This is a genomic window from Nitrospirillum karajorum, assembly GCF_036348415.1.
Classification (GTDB): Bacteria; Pseudomonadota; Alphaproteobacteria; order Azospirillales; family Azospirillaceae; genus Nitrospirillum; species Nitrospirillum amazonense_B.
In genome coordinates this window covers 332,315-354,807 of the sequence record NZ_JAZBQB010000002.1, presented here as the reverse complement: position 1 = coordinate 354,807, position 22,493 = coordinate 332,315, and the positions used below count along the sequence as shown (strand labels likewise).

General features: G+C 67.3%; 6 protein-coding genes. 4 read left to right on the top strand and 2 right to left on the bottom strand.

Annotated features, from left to right (window positions below; all coding sequences use genetic code 11):
- Positions 1-39: 39 nt before the first annotated feature.
- Positions 40-282 carry a hypothetical protein gene (locus tag UCD39_RS09265; protein ID WP_330495744.1) on the top strand — a complete coding sequence of 81 codons (243 nt, stop codon included), beginning with the start codon at positions 40-42 and terminating at the stop codon, positions 280-282.
- Positions 283-471: 189 nt separating this feature from the next.
- Positions 472-2,541: an MHYT domain-containing protein gene (locus UCD39_RS09260; protein ID WP_330495743.1), complete on the top strand. Its 2,070-nt coding sequence runs from the start codon at positions 472-474 to the stop codon at positions 2,539-2,541.
- Between the two features lie 31 nt (positions 2,542-2,572).
- On the opposite strand, the gene UCD39_RS09255 is transcribed toward UCD39_RS09260, so the two are convergent.
- Both UCD39_RS09255 and UCD39_RS09250 read right to left on the bottom strand, forming a co-directional pair.
- Positions 2,573-4,201, bottom strand: a complete 1,629-nt coding sequence (locus UCD39_RS09255; protein ID WP_330495742.1) for an EAL domain-containing protein — start codon at positions 4,199-4,201, stop codon at positions 2,573-2,575.
- Between the two features lie 240 nt (positions 4,202-4,441).
- A complete protein-coding gene (locus UCD39_RS09250) occupies positions 4,442-6,067 on the bottom strand; it encodes a fumarate hydratase (RefSeq protein WP_330495741.1) in 1,626 nt (541 codons plus the stop codon).
- Between the two features lie 757 nt (positions 6,068-6,824).
- On the opposite strand from UCD39_RS09250, the gene UCD39_RS09245 reads away from it, so the two are divergent.
- Together UCD39_RS09245 and UCD39_RS09240 are read left to right on the top strand one after the other, a co-directional pair.
- Positions 6,825-20,477 (top strand): hypothetical protein, encoded by a 13,653-nt coding sequence (locus UCD39_RS09245; protein WP_330495740.1) that lies wholly within the window; start codon positions 6,825-6,827, stop codon positions 20,475-20,477.
- Between the two features lie 157 nt (positions 20,478-20,634).
- Positions 20,635-22,350, top strand: a complete 1,716-nt coding sequence (locus UCD39_RS09240) for a thiamine pyrophosphate-dependent enzyme (RefSeq protein WP_330495739.1) — start codon at positions 20,635-20,637, stop codon at positions 22,348-22,350.
- The last annotated feature ends 143 nt before the right edge of the window (positions 22,351-22,493 follow it).

Sequence of the window (22,493 nt, the reverse complement as noted above, 5' to 3'; positions counted from 1 at the left end):
TTTCTTTACTTGATGGGCGCGTTCCCACTGGGCTTGGTCATGGCTTATATCAAGCGGCCTGATTTCGCCGGCACCATTTACGAAGGCCACATGACCTTCGCCATCCGCACCTTCTGGATTTGCCTCATGTTCGGCATCGGCGCCCTGGCCCTGCGGGGCGTGGGCATGGAACTCATGATCCTGTTCATCGGCAGCATCTGGGCCATCGTGCGTGTCGTGGTGGGGCTGGTCCGGGCGATTGACGCCAAGCCGATTCAGAAACCGCGGGGCTGGACCATCTGAACACCCCGGCTGCTCCCGGCCCGCCCTATCCGTCCGGGCATGGCCGTTATGGGCGGCGCCGGCGGAGCCCCTATTTCGAACGGTGATGCCTTACAGGCGCGATGGTATAGTCTCCGGGCGTTTTTCCGGTCAAACCGCCAGATCGCTGTGTCGGACGCCAAAACACACCGTCGCGCGGGCGTTGGGGGCATGTCTATGCGGGTGGTCTTCCCCGGTTTGTGCTTTAGCATCGATGATTCCGGCGTCGCCTTCAGCCATGAGCCGTGGCTGGTCTTTCTCTCCTACCTGACCGCCGTCTTCGCCTCCTTCGTCGCCCTGAACATGACGGAGCGCATGGTGGGCGCCAACGGCCGCTCGCGCCTGGCCTGGCATCTCGGCGCCGCTTGCGCGTTGGGAGGCGGAATCTGGTCCATGCATTTCATCGGAATGCTGGCCCTGCGGGTGGCGGTGCCTGTGGCCTGGGAACCGCGGCTGACACTGGCGTCGCTGGTGACCGCCATCCTTTTCGTCGCCCTGGGCATGGAGGCGGTTCGTCACGGCCGCACCAGCGTCAGCCGGTTCACCGTGGCCGGCGCGGGCGTGGGGCTGGGGATCGCGGCCATGCACTACACCGGCATGGCCGCGATGGAGGTCCCTGGCCAAGTGGCGTACCGCCCCGGCCTTTTCGCCCTATCGGTCCTGATCGCCATGGGTGCCGCCACCGTGGCCCTGATGCTGTCGGTCAGCTTGAAGCAAGGTTGGCATCGCGCGCTGGCCGCCATCGTCATGGGCTTCGCCATCTGCGGCACCCACTACACCGGCATGGCGGCCACGGTGTTGACCCTGGACCCGCTGGCGCCCGTGCCCGCCGATGTGGATCGCGGGCCCTTGGCCATCATCGTGGCCGGCGCCACCTACGGCCTGCTCATGCTGGCATTGGTGACGGCCCTGGCCGACCGGCGCCTGAATGCCGCAACCGAACGCGAGGCGGAGCGGCTGAAGGTCGTGAACCGCGCGCTGGAAGCGGAGGTGACGGAACGTCGCCGTGCAGAGGAGGAACTATTGCGGGCGCGCGAGGGGCTGGAAGAGGCGGTGGCGGAGCGCACCCGCGACCTGGCGGCGGCCCGGGTACGGGCGGAAGCCGCCAACCAGGCCAAATCCGAATTCCTGGCCAGCATGAGCCATGAATTGCGTACCCCATTGAACGCCGTCTTAGGCTTCGCCCAACTGATGGATTACAATAAGGCGCGGGAGCCGATGACGCCCAAGCAGGAACGGGGTGTCCAGCAAATCATCAAGAACGGCAACCACCTGCTGCGCCTGATCGATGACGTGCTGGATCTGGCGCGCATCGAGGCGGGCCACTTGACCCTGTCGCTGGAGCCGGTCGATCCCAGGCAGGTGGTGGATGATGTGCTGACGACCTTGCAGCCCGTGGCGGAAAAGGCGCGGGTGGCCATTGTCACCGCCTTGCCCGAGGCATCGCCACCCGTCCTGGCAGACCGCACCCGACTGGTCCAGGTGATCAGCAACCTGACGTCCAACGCCATCAAGTACAACCGACCCGGCGGCACCGTGCGCATCACCCTGAGCGCGGCGGCGACACGAGGCCGCCTGGCGTTGAGCGTGGGGGATACCGGCAATGGCATCGCGACCGACAAGCTGGGCGACTTGTTCCAGCCCTTCAACCGTTTGGGCCAGGAGTACAGCGACATTCCCGGCACCGGCATCGGCTTGACCATCACGCGTCGGCTGCTGGACGCCATGAACGGCACCATCGAGGTGGCCAGCGTGCCGGGCGAAGGCAGCACCTTCACCATCACCCTGCCCGGCGCCTTGGACATGACGACCGAGCCGATGGTCCCCGCTACTGACGGCCTTCCCCCGGCCCAGACCGGGAAACGCACCATCGTCTATGTCGAGGACAACCCGTCCAACATCGAACTGATGCGCGACCTGATGGAAACCGTGCCGGGGACCAAGCTGCTGGTGGCGGCGGACCCGGCGACGGGCCTGGACCTGGCCATCGCCCATAGGCCCGATGTCATCGTGCTGGACATCAACCTGCCGGGGATGAGCGGCTTTGACGTGCTGGCCCGCCTTCGCGACCGTGAGGAGACGCGGGCCATCCCCGTCCTGGCGCTGAGCGCCAACGCTCTGCCCCGCGAAATAGAGAAAGGTCTGCGTGCCGGATTCCGGCGATATCTGACCAAGCCCCTGAACGTTCAGGAGTTCATGGAGGCCCTGGCCGACGCGATGGTCCCCGCCGACGTCGCTTAACACCGGCCAAGGGCAGGAAGCTGCGGACCGTTCACGGCTCCTGCGAAGGCCCCTGGTCCAGCACGTCGGCGCGCGACAGCCGGCTGGCATGGCCGGGCACGTCCACCCAAGGGCCGATCAGGTCACCCATCATGAAGGCGCAGCCCGCCTCCTCCGCCATCCGTTCCATTTCGGGCGTATCGATGCCGTCGACCATCAGGTGCAGGCCCCGGCGCCGGGCTTCGGCCGCCGCCAGATGCAGGTCGGGGATCAGACGCCCGCGGGGCACCGCCGCCCCCAAGGACACGGCGACGCCCTTGACGCCGCCAGCGGCGAAGGTGGCATAGGCCTGGGGCGCCAAGTCGGCGCTGACGGTCACGCCGCGCCCTAGCGGCTTCAACGCGCTGACCAGCTCCGTCAGCCGTCCCAGCGGAACGCCATCGGGCACGCCCATCAATTGATAGGTGATGAAGGGCAGCAGGTGGGCGGGGATATGGCCGGCAAGATCGAGGTACGCGCGGCGCCTGACAGTTCCCGCCAGCGTCTCGAAATGCACCGGCAAGGCCAGGTAATAGCGGAACCGGTTATCATACAGCTCCAGATACGCGTCGACGGCCTGGCGCAGGGTTTCGCGATCCAGGTCCAGAATCTCTTGCAGGCCGTTGGCGGTTCCGGCGGAAACGACACCACCGGCGGCATCCGTCAGGGTCTCGTAGCCATACACGTATTGCCGCCCCCCGATCCGCTGGCGGCGGGGACTGGCGACATAGAGGCTCAACGCCTGTCCGCGCACGTCCCAGACCGGTCGGTAAGCAAACTCCAGCGGCCCCAGCACGGGACGCAGATGCAGCCATGGATCGTCGGCACCAAGGGGGGGCGTGGTAGCGACCGTCCCCCGGCCCAGCTCCACCAATGCCGCAGCCGCCTGCGACAGAGGGGTCTGCACGGAAGAAAGGGACGGCAGGGGCGCGGACGACAGGGATGCGGTCGAAGGCGGCCCTGATGAGGCATCCCGCACCGAAGCATCCTGGCCTGCGAACGGCACCGCGGGCGGGGAAGCCTGGAAGGCCCCATCGGGATGCGCAGCGGAGGTTTCCGTCATCGGCCCCTCCGTGGAGGTATCCCCCGGCGAGGGACCCGCGCGAGACGCCAAATCTGCCAGCAGGTCGGCCAATCGCTCGGGCTTGAGGATCAAATTGCCCGAAGCTTCCCGCGCCGCCGTGCGGACCACGATGCTGGACAAATCGGGCTCCCCCAGCAGCATGCGCTGCAGTTCCTGCACCACTTTGGCACAGACCAAGCTGGCCTGGAGAGCGTTCAAGCGGGCGAAGACGATGACGTAGGTTTCGCTGCCATACCCGTAATAAACATCTCCCGCCCCCAGGGTCTGGCGCAGCAGCCGCTCGACCATGGCATGCACCCGTGGCTGGACGGCTCCCCACCGGGACCCCAGCCTCTCCTTGAGGCTGTCAAGCCCGACAAACTGGACGCATCCCGCCGCGGCGGAAGAGCGCGGGCCCAACACCGCCTTCAACCGCTGGCGGAACATGGTTTCGTCCGGATTGCGTCGGGCGCCACGCCGGTTGCCGGAACCAGCGGGGGCCTTGGGTTCGCGCCCACCGGCGACGCGCTCCGGTTCCTCTGAGAACCAGTCGATGATGCGGCGCAACAATCCGGACATGGGTCGCCTCAACGCTCTTTCGATCCGATTACCAGGCTAGAGGGCACATAGTTAAAAAAAGCCTAAAGTCGAATCGAAATATGGGCGCCGGACTGTAAACGGCATGTGAACTGCGAATTATCGGGGATGGTTCCGACGCCCGCCGATGATATGGCGTCGCGGAAATGAAGAAGGCCGGCCCCGGCGGGACCAGCCTTCCTTTTTCAAAAGGCCATCCTGATAACGAATACGCTATCGAAATCAGGTGAATTCCTGAAAGAAGTCGTTGCCCTTGTCATCAATGACGATGAAGGCGGGGAAGTCTTCAACCTCAATACGCCAAATGGCTTCCATGCCCAAATCCTCGAAGGCGATGCATTCAACCTTCTTGATGCAATCCTGGGCCAGGCGGGCCGCCGCGCCGCCAATGGAACCCAGATAGAAGCCGCCGTGCTTCTTGCAGGCCTCACGCACCGCCGGGCTGCGGTTGCCCTTGGCCAACATGATGAAGGAGCCGCCCGCCGCCTGGAATTGGTCGACGAAGCTGTCCATGCGGCCGGCCGTGGTGGGACCGAAGGAACCGGAGGCGTAGCCGGTCGGCGTCTTGGCCGGGCCGGCGTAATAGATGGGGTGGTTCTTGAAATAGTCCGGCAAGGGCTGCCCCGCCTCCAGCGCGGCACGCAGGCGGGCATGGGCGCTGTCGCGGGCCACGATCAGCGGGCCGGTCAGGGAGACGCGGGTACGGATCGGGTAACGGGACAAGGTCTCGCGGATCTCGGACATCGGCCGGGTCAGGTCGATCTTGACCACCTCGCCCGCCAACTGGCTGTCATCGATCTCCGGCAGGAAGCGGGCGGGATCGTGCTCCAGCTCTTCCAGGAAGATGCCGTCGCGGGTGATCTTGGCCAGCGCCTGGCGGTCGGCCGAGCAGGACACGCCGATGCCGATGGGCAGCGAGGCGCCGTGGCGCGGCAGGCGGATGACCCGCACGTCATGGCAGAAGTACTTGCCGCCGAATTGCGCGCCGATGCCCATGGTCTGGCTCAGCTTGTGAACGGCGGCCTCCATCTCCAGGTCGCGGAAGGCATGGCCGCTTTCCGAGCCCTGGATGGGCAGGCCATCATAATAGCGGGCCGAGGCCAGCTTGACCGTTTTCAGGTTCATCTCGGCGCTGGTGCCGCCGATGACGATGGCCAGGTGATAAGGTGGGCAGGCCGAGGTGCCCAGCGACTTGATCTTCTCTTCCAGGAAGGGCAGCAACCGATCCGGCGCCAACACCGAGGGCGTGGCCTGGAACAGGAAGGTCTTGTTGGCCGAACCGCCGCCCTTGGCCATGAACAGAAACTTATAGGCGTCCTCGCCCTCGGCATAGATGTCGACCTGGGCGGGCAGGTTGGTGCGGGTGTTCTTTTCCTCATACATGGACAGGGGCGCCACCTGGCTGTAGCGCAGGTTGCGCTTGGCGTAGGCGTCCAGCACGCCGCTGCCCAGCGCGGTTTCGTCGCCGCCCTTGGTCCAGACCCGGCGGCCCTTCTTGCCCATGACGATGGCGGTGCCGGTGTCCTGGCACATGGGCAGGATGCCGGACGCGGCGATGGACGCGTTCTTCAGCAGATCGAGCGCCACGAAGCGATCATTGGGCGAGGCCTCGGCATCATCGAGGATGGCGCGCAGCTGGGCCAGATGGCCTGGGCGCAGCAGGTGATTGATGTCGATGAAGGCCTGCTCGGCCAACAGGCGCAGCCCCTCGGGCTCGACCTTCAGAACCTCTTCCCCGTCGAAGGTCGTGGTCGACACATGGTCGCTGGTCAGCTTGCGGTAGCTGGTGGCGTCCTTGGCCACGGGGAACAGCGTGAACTCCCGGCTTTCACCGCCGACGTCTGGCATTGGGGGCACTCCCGACTATTGGGCCCAATTGATCTGGCCCGACTGGCCTGGCCACGGGCGGCTCCCGCGGCCGGCCGGGACCTTACGCCACCCACCCTGCCCTGTCATCTGCGCCGCGCGCGCACCATCCACCCCAAGATTTGCTCGCCTTGCCGCCAAGCCGCAACCTTAAGGGGCAAAATATGCGTTTTGGTTCTCGGTTATCGGCGATTCCGTGACCGTCATTCCAAACCCGAGCCAACGCATCAGGATAGGTTGTTCAAAAAAATGTGGATTCCGCCGCGGCCCGTCCCCCGTCACCCGAAAGGTGAAGAAGTTAAGAAACGATAAAATGTGACGCTGCCTACCCCGTTATTTTTGCCAATATACCGATTCCATGACGCGCGAATCGAGAGGTAAATATCGAAAACACACCAAAACGGCGCAACTCGTATGTTAAATGTGATAAGCGGTGACATCAGATAATGGTTAAGAAGCGTTAACCAAATACTTTTGCACCCACCACGATAGTTGAAGTCCCGGAAGATACAATTGACAGGTATTGGCCATCTATCTCAGAAGACGGTAGCGACCCTGCCTCCTTTGGGCAGGTCCGGGCCGGGGCGGGGAAGCCTTGGTTTCTGGCAAATCGACGGTTGGGCTGACTGAAAAAAGCGGATTTGGGCGTGGGGGCGGTTTCCCCAACGGCATCCCAAATGCCGCTTTCTTGGTCTCCCAACGTGGCGATGCGCAAACCAGTGGTTGGGAGTCAGGTGGCATGGCGAAGCAGACGAATACACGCGCTCACGGGAACAAGAAGACTCAACAGGTCATCCTGCTGGGCGCGTCGGCACTGGCCATCAGCGCGGGCTTGGCCGCGCCACGCCCCGCCCAAGCGTCCCCTTGCGGCAGCTTCTCCACCACCTCCACCGTCGGGTCGGCCGCCCATTGCACGTCCTTCGTCTGGACGGGCACCCTGGGAACGGTCATCAACAACGGCACGCTGGTGGCCAACAACATCGGCAGCACCAGTAATTACGCCGGTTTCAGCATTCAGGGCGGCAAGACCCTGACCGCCCTGATCAATAACAGCACCATCGGCGGCACCGGCGCGGCGGGCGGCATCGCCGCCATTGTCCTGACGGGCACCCCCACCTACACCACCACCAGCGGCACGATCAGCTACGGCATCAGCGCCTACACCACCATCGGTTCCATCGTGAACAACGCCACAGGCCTCATCCAGTCGGGTGGCGGCTACGGCGCCATCCGTATGATGAATGGCGTGAAGGTTGCCGGCTTCACCAACGACGGCACCATCCTGGCCAATGGCAACAGCGCCTTGAACCTGACCGGCGCCAGCATCGGCACGCTGACCAACAGCGGCTACATCTACAGTTCGGTTGGCGGCGCCATCGATGTCGACGTCATCACGACGATCAGCACCGTCGGCACCATCATCAATAGCGGCATGTTGAGGGGCAACAGCGGCGGCACCGGCGCCGTGAACGTGTTCGGCGTGGTTGGATCGGTCAGCAATTCCGGCACCATCCTCAACGATTCCGGTCCGGGCGTGGTGGTCAGGAACTACGGCGGTTTCGGCCCCACCGCCATCTACCACAGCCATGTCGGCCAGGACGCCACCCTCTCCACCCTGACCAATTCGGGCATGATCAGCGGCACCGTCGGCGTTTCCATTGGCGCCGGCGGCTCCATCGTCAGCCTGGTGAACGCCAACACCGGCACCATCCAGGGCGGCATCGTCATCGCGAAGACGACCGGCAATCCGTCGGTGACGCACAACGGCTATCTGGGCGCCTTGTCCAACGCCGGCGTGATCATCGGCAACGTCGTCAACAATTCGTCCACCCCCTTGAGCATCACGGGCGGCACGGGCACCACCATCGGCACCTTCACCGGCGCGTCGGGCAAGGGCTCGATCATCAGCACGCTGGGCAACATCGTGCTCACCGGCGGCAACCTGCTGCTGAACGACAATATAAACGTCGGCAGCGGAACGCTGATCAGCCAGGGCACCAACCTGACCATCGCCGCCGGCTCCACCATCACCGGCAACTATTACAACACACTCTCCACCAATACCCTCACCACCAGCGGCCTCACAGTCACGGGCCGCGTGACCCTGATCACCGGCACCATCGTCCCCTCCTTCAGCAGTGCGGCCAATTACATCGTCGGCACGGCCGCCAGCCTGATCTATTCGCCCACCGGCATTTCCAACCTCGGCTCGGCCTTCGCCGCCGTGCAGGCCCCCACCGGCGCCCATTTCTCCAATATCGGCGCCAGCGGCACGACGCTGATCTATTATAACCCGCTCATGGACTATGTGGGTGGCGCCGTCGCCTCGGTGAGCATCGGCAGCACGGCGCTGGCCGGCATATCGACCATCTATCCCACGGCGCTGTATATCGCCAGCACGGGCACCCTGGGCACGCTGACCAACACCGGCACCATCCGCGGCGATATCGTCAACCTCAGCGCTAACGACCTGTCCATCCGCGGCGGCACGCTGACCACCATCGGCACCCTGACCGGCTATTCCAACTCCATCGGCACCATCAACAATACCAACAGTAATGTTGTGCTGGTGTCCGGCAACCTGCGCATCAACGATATCCTGAACGTCGGCACCAACACCGTCATCAACAGCGGCGCCAACCTGACCTTCGGCACGCTCGGGACCATCAGCCTGACGGGCAACTTCGCCCAGACCTCCGCCACCGGCACACTGGCGCTGGGCACCAACCTGCTGTCCATTTCCGGCGCGGCCAACATCGCCGGCACCGTGCTCAGCAACTTCACGACCACCGTGAACCACACCGTTGGTGAGGCCATCACCCTGGTTTCCGCCGCCGGCGGCCTGAGCCTCAGCTATGGCACCCTGACCGGTGTGGTCCGGGCGTCGGGCACCGGCATCAACGTGACAGGCACCACCAACAGCAACAATCTGCTGGCCATGGTGCAAAACTATTACATCGCCGGCACCTACGGCACCGTGACCAACGCCGGCACCCTGACCTCCACCTCGGCCGTTTACGTCGCGTCCACCGGCACGCTGGGCGCCGTGTCGAACACCGGCGTCATCCAGGGCAACCTGATCAACAACAGCGTCCGCGACCTGACGCTGCTGGGTTCCAGCGGCGCCGGCTTCGGCACCTTCACCGGCCTCTCGGGCACGGCCACGGGTTCCATCGTGAACACCGCCAGCAACGTGACCTTGTCGGGCAATGTGCTGCTGAACGACCACGTCAACGTCACCGGCCACACCCTGGTGAACAGCGGTGGCAACCTGTACCTGACCACCGGCATCAGCGTCACCGGCAACTACAACCAGACGGGCGGCACGCTGGCGGAGCTTTCGGCCCTGGGCGGCGGGCAACTGATCGTCAGCGGCGCCGCCGTGGTCAATGGCGCCAACTACACGGTCGTTGGCGCCACGGGCGCCTATCACTATCTGCAGGGCCCGGCTGGTGGCACGCCCATCATCTCCGGCGGCGTCGGGTCCAGCTACACCAGCATCACCTACGACAGCGGCATCACCGGCCTCACCCTGGGCGGCTATACCCAGGGCACCAGCCTGTGGGGCACGATCCTCAACGATTATGTCGGTGACAGCCTGGGGTCCATCGCCATCGGCGGCGGCACCGTCCTGGCGGCCCAGGCCGGCGTCCAGACCCTGATTTACATCAGCGGCGCCGGCACCCTGGGCACCCTGTCCAACAGCGGCACCATCCAGGGCAACATCGCCAACAACGGCGGCGCCGACCTGAACATCCGCGGCGGCAGCGGCGCCACCGTCGGCACGTTCACCGGCTTCGGCGGCAGCATCGGCACCATCACCAACACCAACAGCAATGTGGTGCTGAGCGGCGGCAACCTGCTGCTCAACGACAGCGTCAACGTCGGCAGCCACCTGCTGTACAACACCGGCGCCAACCTGACGCTGGCGAACGCCCAGACCGTTACGGGCGGCTATCTGCAGAACAACGCCAACGGCACGCTGACGCTCAACGCGGGCGCCAAGCTGGTGGTCACCGGCGGCGCCACCATCAGCGACGGTTATATCGTCACCAGCAGCTTCGACGCGCTGGCCAACCATACCATCGGTGAGTCCCAGAACCTGGTCGAGGGCGGCGCCGGCTCCAGCTACGCCACGATCAACAGCGGCAGCGTCTCGGTGGTCCGTTCAGGCGTGTCCGGCCTCGGGGTGGGCGCCGTCGTGTCCGGCAACACCCTGTCGGCGGCCGTGCAGAACGACTATTTCGGAACGACCACGGCGGCCTTCACCAACAGCGGCGCCCTCGTGCTGAGCAGCATCAGCGCCGCTTCCGCCGCGCTGGTGGTGGCCAGCACCGGCTCGATCGGCCACCTGACCAACACCGGCACCCTGAACGCCGAGGCGGTCAACGGCTTTGGCGTCTATCTCCTGACCAGCGGCACCCTGGCGGCCACCATCGGAACGCTGAGCAACAGCGGCCTGATCGCCGGCCGCAACGGCATCGCCAACTTCGGCGGTGTCATCGGCACCATCGACAACAGCGGCCAGATTCTGGACAGCCTGCCCAACTCGGGCATCTACAACGGCAACACCATCGGCCTGGTGAACAACCAGGCCGGCGGCACCATCGCCGGCGCCTACGGTGTCGCCAACAACGGCACCATGGGCGCGATCACCAATGCCGGCCTGATCCAGGGCTCTGTCAGCAGCGGGTCGACCACCGCCGTGGGCGTCGCCAACTTCGGCAGCCTGGGCAGCCTCAGCAACAGCGGCACCATCCAGGGAACCTCCACGCACACCGCGTTTGGCGTTCAGAACAGCGGCACCTTGACCGCGCTGGCCAACACCGCGGGCGGCACCATCACCGCCACGGGCGCCATCACCAGCGGCACGAGCAACGTCATCGCCGGCGTGCGGAACGGCGGCAGCATCGGCACGCTGGCCAACAGCGGCCTGATCACCGTCTCCGGCGCCAACACCGTCACCGGCTTCAACGTGGTGGCCGGCATCGCCAACATGGCCAGCGTCATCGATACCTTGTCCAACGCTGGGACCATTGCCGCCTCGGGCACGGTGACCGACCTCACCCTTTCCCGCCAAGCGGGGCTGTTCAACGCCGCCACCATCGGCACCCTCTCCAACAGCACCGGCGGCTTGATCCGCGGCCAGGTCTATGGCCTGGACAACTTCACCGGCGGCACCATCACCCAGTTGCTGAACGCCGGCACCATCACCGCCAGCGTCCACACCGCCCTTTTCAACGAGGGTGTGATCGGCACCCTGAGCAACAGCGGGACGATCCAGGGACAGACCGCGCTGCGTTTGGGCAGCAGCGGCACCATCGGCACCTTCACCAACAGCGGCACCATCGCCGGCTCCATCCTCAACGGCGCCTCCACCGCCCTCACCATCGGCGGTGGCGCGGGCACGGTGGTGGGCGTGCTGACGGGTGCCGGGGGCGGTTTGGGCAGCATCGACAAGGGCCGGATCACCAGCACCGGTGCCAACCTGGTGTTCAGCGGCGGCAATCTGCTGCTGAATGACGACATCACCGCCACCGGCCAGACGGTGGCCAATAGCGGCGCCTCGCTGCGGTTGGCCAACAGCGTCAGCATCACCGGCAACTACACGCAAGGCGCCACCGGCACCCTGCTGCTGGGCAGCGGCGCCATCCTGACGGTCAGTGGCGCCGCCGCCATCACCGTGGGCACGGTCACGTCCAGCGGCTTCAACGCCAGCGGCAACTACCTGGCCGGCGGCAGCAACGTCACGCTGGTGGCCGGCGGCGTCGGTTCGTCCTACAACACCACCGTCGTCGCCGGCGGCGGGATCACCGGCCTGGGCCTGACCGGCAGCGTGTCGGGCAACAACCTTCTGGCGGTCGTCGGCAACGATTATGTCGGTGGCAGCCTGGGCAGCATCAACAACACCGGCTCCCTGTCCTACAACGGCGCCCAGACGGGCGCGGTCTACGTGGCCGGCACGGGCAGCCTGGGAACCCTGGCCAACAGCGGCACCATCGCCGGCTCCATCGCGGTGGAGGTGGCGGCCGGCGGCACGCTGGGCCAGGTGGTGAACAGCGGCCTCATCAGCGGCAACCTGGTGAACCTGTCGACCAACGTGCTGACCCTGGCGGGCGGCACGGTCACGGGCACCTATTCCGGCGGCACCATCGTCAGCACCCTGGCCAACGTCGCGCTCACCTCGGGCAGCGTGGCGTTGAATGACGCGGTCAATGTCGGTGCCGGCACCTTGGTCAACAGCGGCGCATCGGTCCTGCTGAACACCGTCTTGGGCATCACCGGCAATTACAGCCAGACCGCGGGCACCCTGACGCTCAACGGCGCCGGTCAACTGGCGGTCAGCGGCGCCGCGTCCCTGACCGGCGGCACCATCGTCACCACCAACTTCGTCAGCACGGGCAATTACCTGGCCTCCGGCCCGGGCACCACGCTGGTGTCCGGCGGCGTCGGGTCGAACTACGCCGGTGTCAGCATCTCCAGCGGCGCCATCTTCGGCCTGGCCGTGGGCGGCAGCACCAGCGGCACCAACCTTGTGGCCGTGGCGCAGAACGACTATGTCGGCGGCAGCCTGGCCAGCCTGGGCAACACCGGCAGCATCGGCGGCGTGCTGTACGCGGCCTATGTCACCTTTGGCGGCACGGTGGGCACGCTGAACAACAGCGGCACCCTGGCCGGCGTGGGCGCCAGCACCACGGCGGCGGGCGTGCGCAACGCCGGCAGCATCGGCACGCTGTCCAACAGCGGCGTCATCCGTGTCAGCGGTGCGCATTTCAGCGATGCCGTCTACAACACCGGCACCATCGGCACCCTGCTGAACGCCGGCGGCACCATCGCCGCCACCGTCAGCGGCGCCGGCGTGGAGAACATCGGGCTGATGGGCAGCCTGGGCAACAGCGGCACCATCATCGGCGCCAGCTATGGCCTGGAGAACATCGGCACCATCGCCACGTTGAACAATAGCGGCCTGCTCAGCGGCAACACCGCCATCAACAACGCCGGCACCATCGGCGTCCTGGTCAACAGCGGCAGCATCGGCGGCAACCTGGGCCTGTACCAGCACGGCGCCGTCATCAGCACCCTGGTCAACAGCGGCATCCTGGGCCGCAACGGTGGCATCTTCGCCAGTTCCAGCATCGACACCCTGATCAACAGCGGCACGCTGCTGGGCACCCTCAATAGTACCGGCGCCCTGATGCTGTCGGGCACCGCCACCCTCGGCACGCTGGTCAACAGCGGCGTCATCAATGGCACGATCACCAACAACGGCGGCGGCGACCTCACCATCGGCGGCGGCAGCGCCGGCACGGTGGGCACGCTGACCGGTGGCATCATCAGCAGCACGTCGCACAATGTGGTGTTCAGCGGCGGCGCGCTGGCGCTGGGCGACGCCATCGACGTCGGCACCAACACGGTGGCCAACACTGGGGCCACCCTGACCCTGGCCAGCGCGATCAGCATCACCGGCAACTACAGCCAGTCGGCGGGCACGCTGGTGATCAACCCCGGCACCGGGCAACTGGTGGTCAGCGGGGTCGCCAGCATCGGCGGCGGCAAGATCAGCGCCAGCCTGTCCAGCACCGGCAACTACCTGGTGGGGGGCAACTATACCCTGGTGCAGGGCGGCGCCGGCTCCAACTACACCGGCGCGGCGCTCACCGTCACGGGCGGGTTGGCGGGGCTCAGCGCCGGCACATCCATCGCCACCATCGGTGGCAATGTCGACCTGCTGCTGGCCGTCAACAACGACTATGTCGGCGGCACGCTGGCCACGCTCACCAACACCGGCACCATCAGCGCCAATACCGGCATCCATATCACCAACGGCGGCTCGGTCGGCGTCGTGACCAACAGCGGCCTGCTGAACGGCCGGTACGCTTTCATCAATCAGGGCAGCGTGGGCACCCTGGTCAACACCGGCGTCATCGCAGCGGGCAGCACCGGGGTCCAGGGCCAAGGCAACTACGGCACGGTCGTCAACAGCGGCACCATCAGCGGCGTCAGCGTCGCCGTGGCCTTCGGCGGGTCCGTCGGCACCCTGGTCAACAGCGGCCTGATCAACGGCTCGCAAGCGCTCTACATCGGCAGTATTCTGGGCACGCTGGTGAACAGCGGCACCATCGCCGGGACCATCAACAACGCCGGCGGCAACCCGCTGACCATCATTGGTGGGACGGGCGGCACCATCGGCACCCTGACCGGCCAATCCGGCGCCGTCGGCGCCCTGGCCAGCAACGCCAACGTGGTGCTGGCCTCGGGCAGCCTGCTGCTGAACGATCAGGTCGTCCTGGGCGGCAACACCCTGGTCAACAGCGGCGCCTCGGTGCGGCTGGGCACGCTGATCAGCGTCACGGGCCAGTACAGCCAGACGGCCGGTACCCTGGATGTGGGCACGGGCCGCCTGGCGGTCAGCGGTGCTGCCAGCATCACCGGCGGCACGGTCGTGGCCACGCTGTCGGGCACCGCCAACTACCTGGCGGGACAGGTCAGCTCCACCACCCTGGTGACGGGCGGCGTCGGCTCCAACTACACCGGCGCCAGCGTGGCGGCGGGGGGCGTGACCGGCCTGGCCGTGACCGGCACCACCAGCGGCACCAACCTGGTCGTCGCCGGGCTGAACGACTACATCGGCGGCACGCTGGGGACGTTGAGCAACAGCGGCACCATCAACGCCGGCAACGCGGTCTACGTGGCGGCGACGGGCAGCCTGGGCAGCTTCACCAACAGCGGCGCGCTGCTGGGCGCCACGGCGGCCTTGAGCAACCTGGGCACCGTCGGCTCCATCCTCAACGGCACCCTGGGCACTCTCGGGGGCACCCTGGGGGTCATGACGGGCGGCGTGGGCGTGGCCAACGCCGGCAGCATCGGCACGCTGGTCAGCTACGGCGCCATCACCGGCACCACCGGGGCGGCCATCGACAACCAGGGGACGATCTTCGCCCTGGGCAACGCCGGCACCATCGGTGGCGTGACCGCCGGTATCCACAACACGGGCGCGGTCGCCCTGTTCGTCAACATCGGCCAGGTCTCCGGCGGCAGCATCGGCATCGACAACAGCGGTGCGCTGGGCACGGTGTTCGCCCAGGCCGGCACCATCGCCGGCGGCGCCATCGGCGTCCGCAACACGGGCACCATCGCCCTGCTGGCCAACTCCGGCCTGCTATCGGGGGCCACGGCCCTGTATAACGGCGCCGGCGCCACCCTGGGCCTGCTGGCCAACACCGGCACCCTCAGCGGCAACATCGTCAACCTATCGGCGACCGACCTGGTCATCGGCGGCGCGGGTGGCACCCTGACCGGCGGCACCATCACCAACACCGCCAGCAACGTCGTGTTCTCCGGCGGCGGCGCCCAGGTGCTGGCCGATGCCTTCAACGTGGGCAGCCACACGGTGGTCAACAACGGCGCCACGCTGAGCCTGGCCAGCAACCTGACCATCACCGGCAACTACAGCCAGGCCAGCGGCACGCTGGCCCTGGGCACCCTGTCGGCCTCGGTTACCGGCGTCGCCAGCATCAGCGGCGGCATGGTCAGCACCACCCTGGACACCCTGACCAACTACGTCGTGGGCGCGTCCACCGGCGTCATCCTGGTCCAGGGCGGGGCGGGGTCCAGCTACACCGGCGTCACCGTCGCCTCCGGCATCACCGGCCTGACCATCGGCACCGGCGTCACCACCATCGGGTCCAACGTCGACCTGGTGCTGGCGGCGGTGAACGACTACATCGGCGGCACCCTGGGCACGCTGAACAACACCGGCACCATCAGCGGCGTCATCACCGCGGCCTACATCGCCAGTGGCGGCAGCCTGGGCACCCTGGTCAACAGCGGCGTGCTGGACGGTGAGCTCTATGGCATCCGCAACCGGGGCACCATCGGCCTGGTGGACAACAGCGGCACGGCCACGGGCCGGGTGGGCCTGTGGAACCAGGGCAGCATCGGCACGGTGCTCAACACCGGCACCCTGAAGGACGCGCCGGAGGTGAATGCCGCCGGCCTGAACAACCAGGGCACCATCGGTGCCGTGATCAACCAGGGCGGCACCATCAGCAGCGTCGCCTACGGCCTGTACAACAGCGGCACCATCGCCAGCATCGACAATAGCGGGGTGATCAGCGCCACCGATACGGTCAGCGGCCGGGGCCTGCGCAACAATGGCAGCATCGGCGTAGTGGCCAACAGCGGCACCATCGCCGGCGTGACCGCCCTGTACAACCAGGGCAGCATCGGCACCATCGCCAACAGCGGCGTCATCGCCGGCAGCATCGTGAACACCAGCGCCAACGCCCTGGTCTTCACCGGCGGCAGCGGCACGGTGGTCGGCACCCTGACCGGGACCAACGGCATCGGCACCCTCACCAGTACCGGCGCCAATGTCACGCTGGCCAGCGGCAATCTGTTGCTGAACGACCAGGTCAACGTCGGCACCGGCACCCTGGTCAACAGCGGCGCCAACGTGCTGCTGACCAACGTCCTCAGCGTGACGGGCAACTACGCCCAAAGCGCCGGCACCCTGGCCATGGGCATCGGCAGTGGCACGGCAGGTGAGCTGCTGGTCAGCGGCGACGCCGCCTTCACCGGCGGCACCGTGGCGGTCACGGCGCTGTCGGGCAGCAACCTGATCGCCGGGCAGAGCTACACCATCGCCGAGGTCGGCGGTTCCCTGACCACCGGCGGACTGACCGCCGCGGCCACGGGCTTCAGCGCCACCCTGGGCACAGGCGCCAATGGTGCTGCCACCGACCTGCTGCTGACCCTGCTCAGCGACTATGTCAGTGGCACGCTGGGAACGCTGACCAACACCGGCACCATCAACGCCGCCACGGCGGTGCTGATCACCAGCGCCGGCAGCCTGGGCACGCTGGCCAACAGCGGGGCCATCATCGGCAACGTGGTCAACGCCAGCGCCAACGACCTGGTCATCGTCGGGGGCTCTGGTGGCACCGTGGGTAGCTTCTCGGGCGGCACCATCCGCAACAGCCTGAGCAACCTGACCTTCGCGGCGGGTGCCGTCAGCCTGGCCGACGCCATCGACGTCACCGGCCACACCGTCAGCAACAGCGGGGCATCCCTGACCCTGGCCAGCGACGTCAGCATCACCGGCGCCTACAGCCAGACGGCCGGTACCCTGGCCGTGGCCGGCCACGTGCTGAGCGTCAGCGACGCCGCCAGCGTCAGCGGCGGCGTGGTCAACGCCGGCCTGGCGGGTACGGCCAACTACCTGGTGGGCGACAGCGTCACCCTGATCCGGGGCGGCAATGGCTCCACCTACACCGGGGCGACGGTGGTCAGCGGCCTGACGGGCCTGGACGCCGTGGCCGGCACCAGCGGCAGCACCCTGCTGGCGGTCGCGGGCAACGACTACATCGGTGCCAGCCTGGCCACGCTCAGTGTCACGGGGACCCTGGCCAACACGGCCGGGGGCGCCACGGCGCTGTACATCGCCAGCACCGGCACCCTGGGCAGCCTGGCCAACAGCGGCACCATCAGCGGCAACGTCACCAACGTCTCGGCGCGGGATCTGACCATTACCGGCGGCAGCGGCACCGTGGTGGGCAGCTTCACCGGCGGGACCATCCGCAACACGGGGGCCAACGTGGTCTTCGCCTCGGGCGCGGTGGCCCTGGGCGATGCGATCGACGTGGGCGGCACGCACGCAGTCAGCAACATCGGGGCGGCCATCAGCCTCGCCAGCGATGTCGCGGTCACCGGCACCTATGCCCAGAGCGCGGGCAGCCTGAATGTGGACGGCCATGTGCTGACGGTCAGCGGCCCGGCGCTGGTGACGGGCGGCACGGTCAGCGCCGGCGTTAGCGGCGTGGGCAACTACTTCGTGGGCGACAACGTCACCCTGATCCAGGGCGGCACGGGCTCCAGCTACACCGGCGCCACGGTCACCAGTGGCCTGACCGGCCTGGACGCCACCGGCACCACCAGCGGCACCAGCCTGCTGGCGGTGGCCGGCAACGACTATATCGGCGCCAGCCTGGCCACCCTCTCCGTCACCGGCACGCTTGTTAACACCGCCGGCGGCGCCACGGCGCTGTACATCGCCTCGACCGGCACCCTGGGCAGCCTGGCCAACAGCGGCGTCCTCATCGGCAACGTGGTCAACACCAGCACCCGCGACCTCACCATCAACGGCGGGGCCAACGGCACGGTGGGTCGCTTCAGCGGCGGCACGATCACCAACACCGCCAGCAACGTGGTGTTCGCCAGCGGCGCCATCAGCCTGGCCGACGCCCTCAACGTGGCGACGCACACGGTCAGCAACACCGGCGCCAGCCTCACCCTGGCCAGCAATGTCGGCATCACGGGCAACTTCGCGCAGAGCGGCGGCACGCTGGCCACGGGCGGCCATGTGCTGACCGTCAGCAATGCGGCCAGCGTGACGGGCGGCGTGGTCAACGCCGGCCTGGCGGGCACCGCCAACTATCTGGTGGGCGACAGCGTCACCCTGATCCAGGGCGGCACCGGCTCCAGCTACACCGGCGCCACCGTCACCAGCGGCGTCACCGGCCTGTCGGCCAATGCGGTCACCAGCGGCGGCACCCTGCTGGCGGCGGCGGGCAATGACTATATCGGTGCCAGCCTGGCCACCCTGAATGTCACAGGCACGCTGGCCAACACCGCCGGCGGCGCCACGGCGCTGTACATCGCCAGCACCGGCACGCTCGGCACCTTGGCCAACAGCGGCACCATCAGCGGCAATGTGGTCAACCTCAGCGCCAACGACCTGGTGGTCAGCGGGGGCGCCACGACCAGCGCGCCGGGCGTGTTCACCGGCGGCACCATCGACAACCGCCTGTCCAACCTGCGCTTCACCAGTGGTGCCGTGCGGCTGGCCGACGCGGTCAACGTGACCGGCCACAGCGTGGTCAACAGCGGGGCCACCCTGCTGGTGACCAGTGCCGTGAACATCACCGGCGGCTACAGCCAGACGGCCGGCGGCCTGGTGATCGGGGCCACGTCGCAGACCAGCTACGGCAACCTGGTGATCAGCGGCGGCGCCAGCCTGACGGGCGGGTCGGTGACGCTGCAGGGGGCGGGCGGCAACGCCCTGCAGGCCGGCACCTACACCATCGCGGCGGCGGGCGGCGGGCTGAGCCTCAGCGGCGTCAGCTTCAGCGCCACCGGCTACACCGTGACCAGCGACGTTGTGACGGTGGGCGGCAGCACCGACCTGGTGGTGAAGGTGGCGGGCACCGCCACCAACTACACGGCGGTGGGCACCGCCCAGGGTGGCGCGGCGGTGGGCACGGGCTCGGCCCTGGACCAGATCGCGGCGCTGGCCAGCAGCAGCATCACCACCAACACCCAGGTGGCGGCGTTCACGCAGCAGGTGCTGGCGCCGCTGGCGACCCTGACGCCGGCGGCCAAGCAGGTGGCGGTGGCGCAGCTGTCGCCCAGCCAGCTGACGCCGCAGCTGACGGCGACCTCGGTCACGCCCACCACCACGGCCATCAGCCAGCACCAGGAGACGGTGGCCAGCCTGATGGACGGCCCCGACGGCGGAAGCGGCGGCAAGGGCATGGCCGCAGGCTCGGCCGGACGCCAGGGCGTGCTGTGGGGCGAGGTCGTGGGCGCCGGCGTGCTGCGCGGCACGACGACGGAGGCCGCCGGCTACCGCGCCAGCAGCGCCGGCCTGGTGCTGGGCGCCGACTGGTTCGCCGATCCGGAGGTCATGGCCGGCATGGCCTTCAGCTGGATCAACAGCGCCTCCGTCGGCCAGGGCGTCATGGCCGGCAGCACCACCCGCGTCGGCAGCTACCAGCTGACCGCCTACAGCGTCTACCGCCCCGACTGGGCGGACCAGAAGCTGTCGGTCGAAGGCCAGCTGGGCTTTGGCTACAACCACTTCGACCAGCGCCGCGTCATCGCCTTCCTGGGCGCCCGCGCCAACGCCAATTACGGCGGCGAGCAGTACCTGGGCAAGGTTACCGTCGGCTATGAACTGCCCAAGCAGGGGGCCTTCACCTTGACGCCGCAGTACAGCCTGCGGGCCGTGCGGCTGGTCAATCATGGCTATCAGGAGCGCGACGCCGGGGCGGCCAACCTGAAGGTGGACACGCTGGGCACCAACGCCCTGACGCAGGAAGTGGGGGTGAAGGTGGACACGACGTGGGAGACGGGCATCGGCACGCTGCTGCCCGACCTGCGGGTGGCCTGGGTGCACGACTTCAAGGATGGCCCCATCCCGACCACCGGCGTGCTGGCCGGCGTCGCCTTCGCCAGCACCACCGGCCGGGTCAACACCGACGGCCTGGCCGTCAACCTGGGCACCACCCTGCAGCGGAGCGACAGCTTCAGCCTGCGCCTGGAATACAACGGCGAATACCGCCGCGACTACCAGAGCCACGGTGGCGTCTTGCGCGCCAGCTGGAACTTCTGAGCCCGGTCATCCTGATCTGAACCAAGCCCCGCCGGAGCGATCCGGCGGGGCTTTTTCTGGCGTTTTCGGGGAAATGCCGGTCATTCCGCAGCCCCCCTGGACCCTCGCGCACACCTCGGGTGTTCCTCCCCCGCCACAGCAGCAGGAGGAGGAAGCTATGAGTTCAACCGTCGCCGACATCATCGTCGAAACCCTGGCCGCCGCCGGCGCCCGGCGCTGCTACGGCGTGGCGGGGGATACCCTGAACCATATCACCGACGCCATCCGTCGCAGCGACATGCGCTGGATCCACGTGCGGCATGAGGAGGCGGGCGCTATGGCGGCCGGGGCCGATGCCCTGCTGACAGGCCAGTTGGCTTTGTGCGCCGGGTCTTGCGGGCCCGGCGGCCTGCATTTCATCAACGGTCTGTACGAAAGCCACCGCAATCGGGCCCCCGTGGTGCTGATCGCCAGCCAAATCACGCGGGACGAGCTGGGTTTCGACTTTCCGCAAGAGGTGGACTTCAAGGCGGTGTACAGCGTGGCCAGCGTCTTCTGCGAGGAAATCCGCACCCCCGCCCAGGCGCGGCGCATGACCGCGATGGCGGCCCAGGCGGCCTTGACCCAGCGGGGCGTGGCCGTGCTGATCGTGCCGGTCGACATCTCCAGCGCTGACGCCCCCGATGAGCCCGCCTTCGCCGCCCATCACCCCCGGCCCGTGGTACGCCCCAGCGACGCCGAACTGGATCGCATGGCCGAGCTGCTGAACGTCGGCGGCAAGATCGCCATTTATGGCGGTGCAGGCTGCGAGGACGCGCACGACCAGGTCGTTGCGTTAGCGGAACGGCTACAGGCGCCAGTGGCACGCACCTCCCGCGCCAAGGATTTCCTGGAGCCGGCCAACCCCTATGACGTGGGCATGACCGGCATCTTCGGCACAGCCGGCGGCTATCAGGCGCTGATGGACTGTGACACCCTGTTGCTGCTGGGCTGCGACTTCGCCTGGCGGCAGTATTATCCGCAGAAGGCCACCATCATCCAGGTGGACATCGACGGAACCCATCTGGGCCGCCGCCACCCGGTGGACCTGGGTGTGGTGGGTGACGTGGCGCCGACGCTGGAGGCCCTGCTGCCCCGCCTGGCCCCACGGGAGGACAGCACCTTCCTGAACAGGGCGCTGGAGCATGCCGCCAAGGCCGATGCCAAGCTGGAAAAGCGCGCCGTGGCCGGCGAGGGCGACACCATCCACCCGCAATACCTGACGGAGACGGTGGCCCGCCACGCCGCCGCCGACGCCGTCTACACCGCCGATGGCGGGTCGCCCATGGTGTGGTGCCTGCGCCATGTGCCGGCCACGGGCCAAAACCGCACCGTCGTCAGCCTCAGCCACGGCACCATGGCCAACGCCATGCCTCAAGCCCTGGGCGTCCAGGCCGCCTTCCCCGGCCGACAGGTAATCTCTCTGTCCGGCGACGGCGGCCTGTCCATGCTCATGGGCGACTTGCTGACCACGGTGCAGGAAAACCTGCCCATCAAGGTGGTGGTCTACAACAACGGCTCGCTGGGCTTCGTGGAGTTGGAACAGAAGGTGGAGGGCCTGCTGGACACCTATACCGACCTGAAGAATCCCGACTTCGCCCGGGTGGCGGAAGCCATGGGCCTCTGGGGCCGGCGGGTGGAACGGCCGCAGGACCTGGACGCTGCCATCCGCGATTGGCTGGCGACCCCCGGCCCCGCCCTGCTGGACGTGAAGGTCGACCGCTATGAACTGGTGATGCCGCCCAAGGTGGAAATGACCCAGGTGGTGGGCACCGCCCTCTATTCCGCCAAGGGCATCCTGGCCGGCCGGGGAAGCGAGGTGTTCGACCTGCTGGAGGGGGCGGTGCGTCCCTGATCTCGGCGCACATCCAAAGGTTGATTGCCACCGGTTGGTCACAGGCCGGCCGGTGGCGTCCCGCCTACAATCGCAGGCAGGGAGCCACGCCGTAAAAAGGCCACCGCCGCCAGCCGCGCGCACCTCGCGCCTTCTTTGAAAAG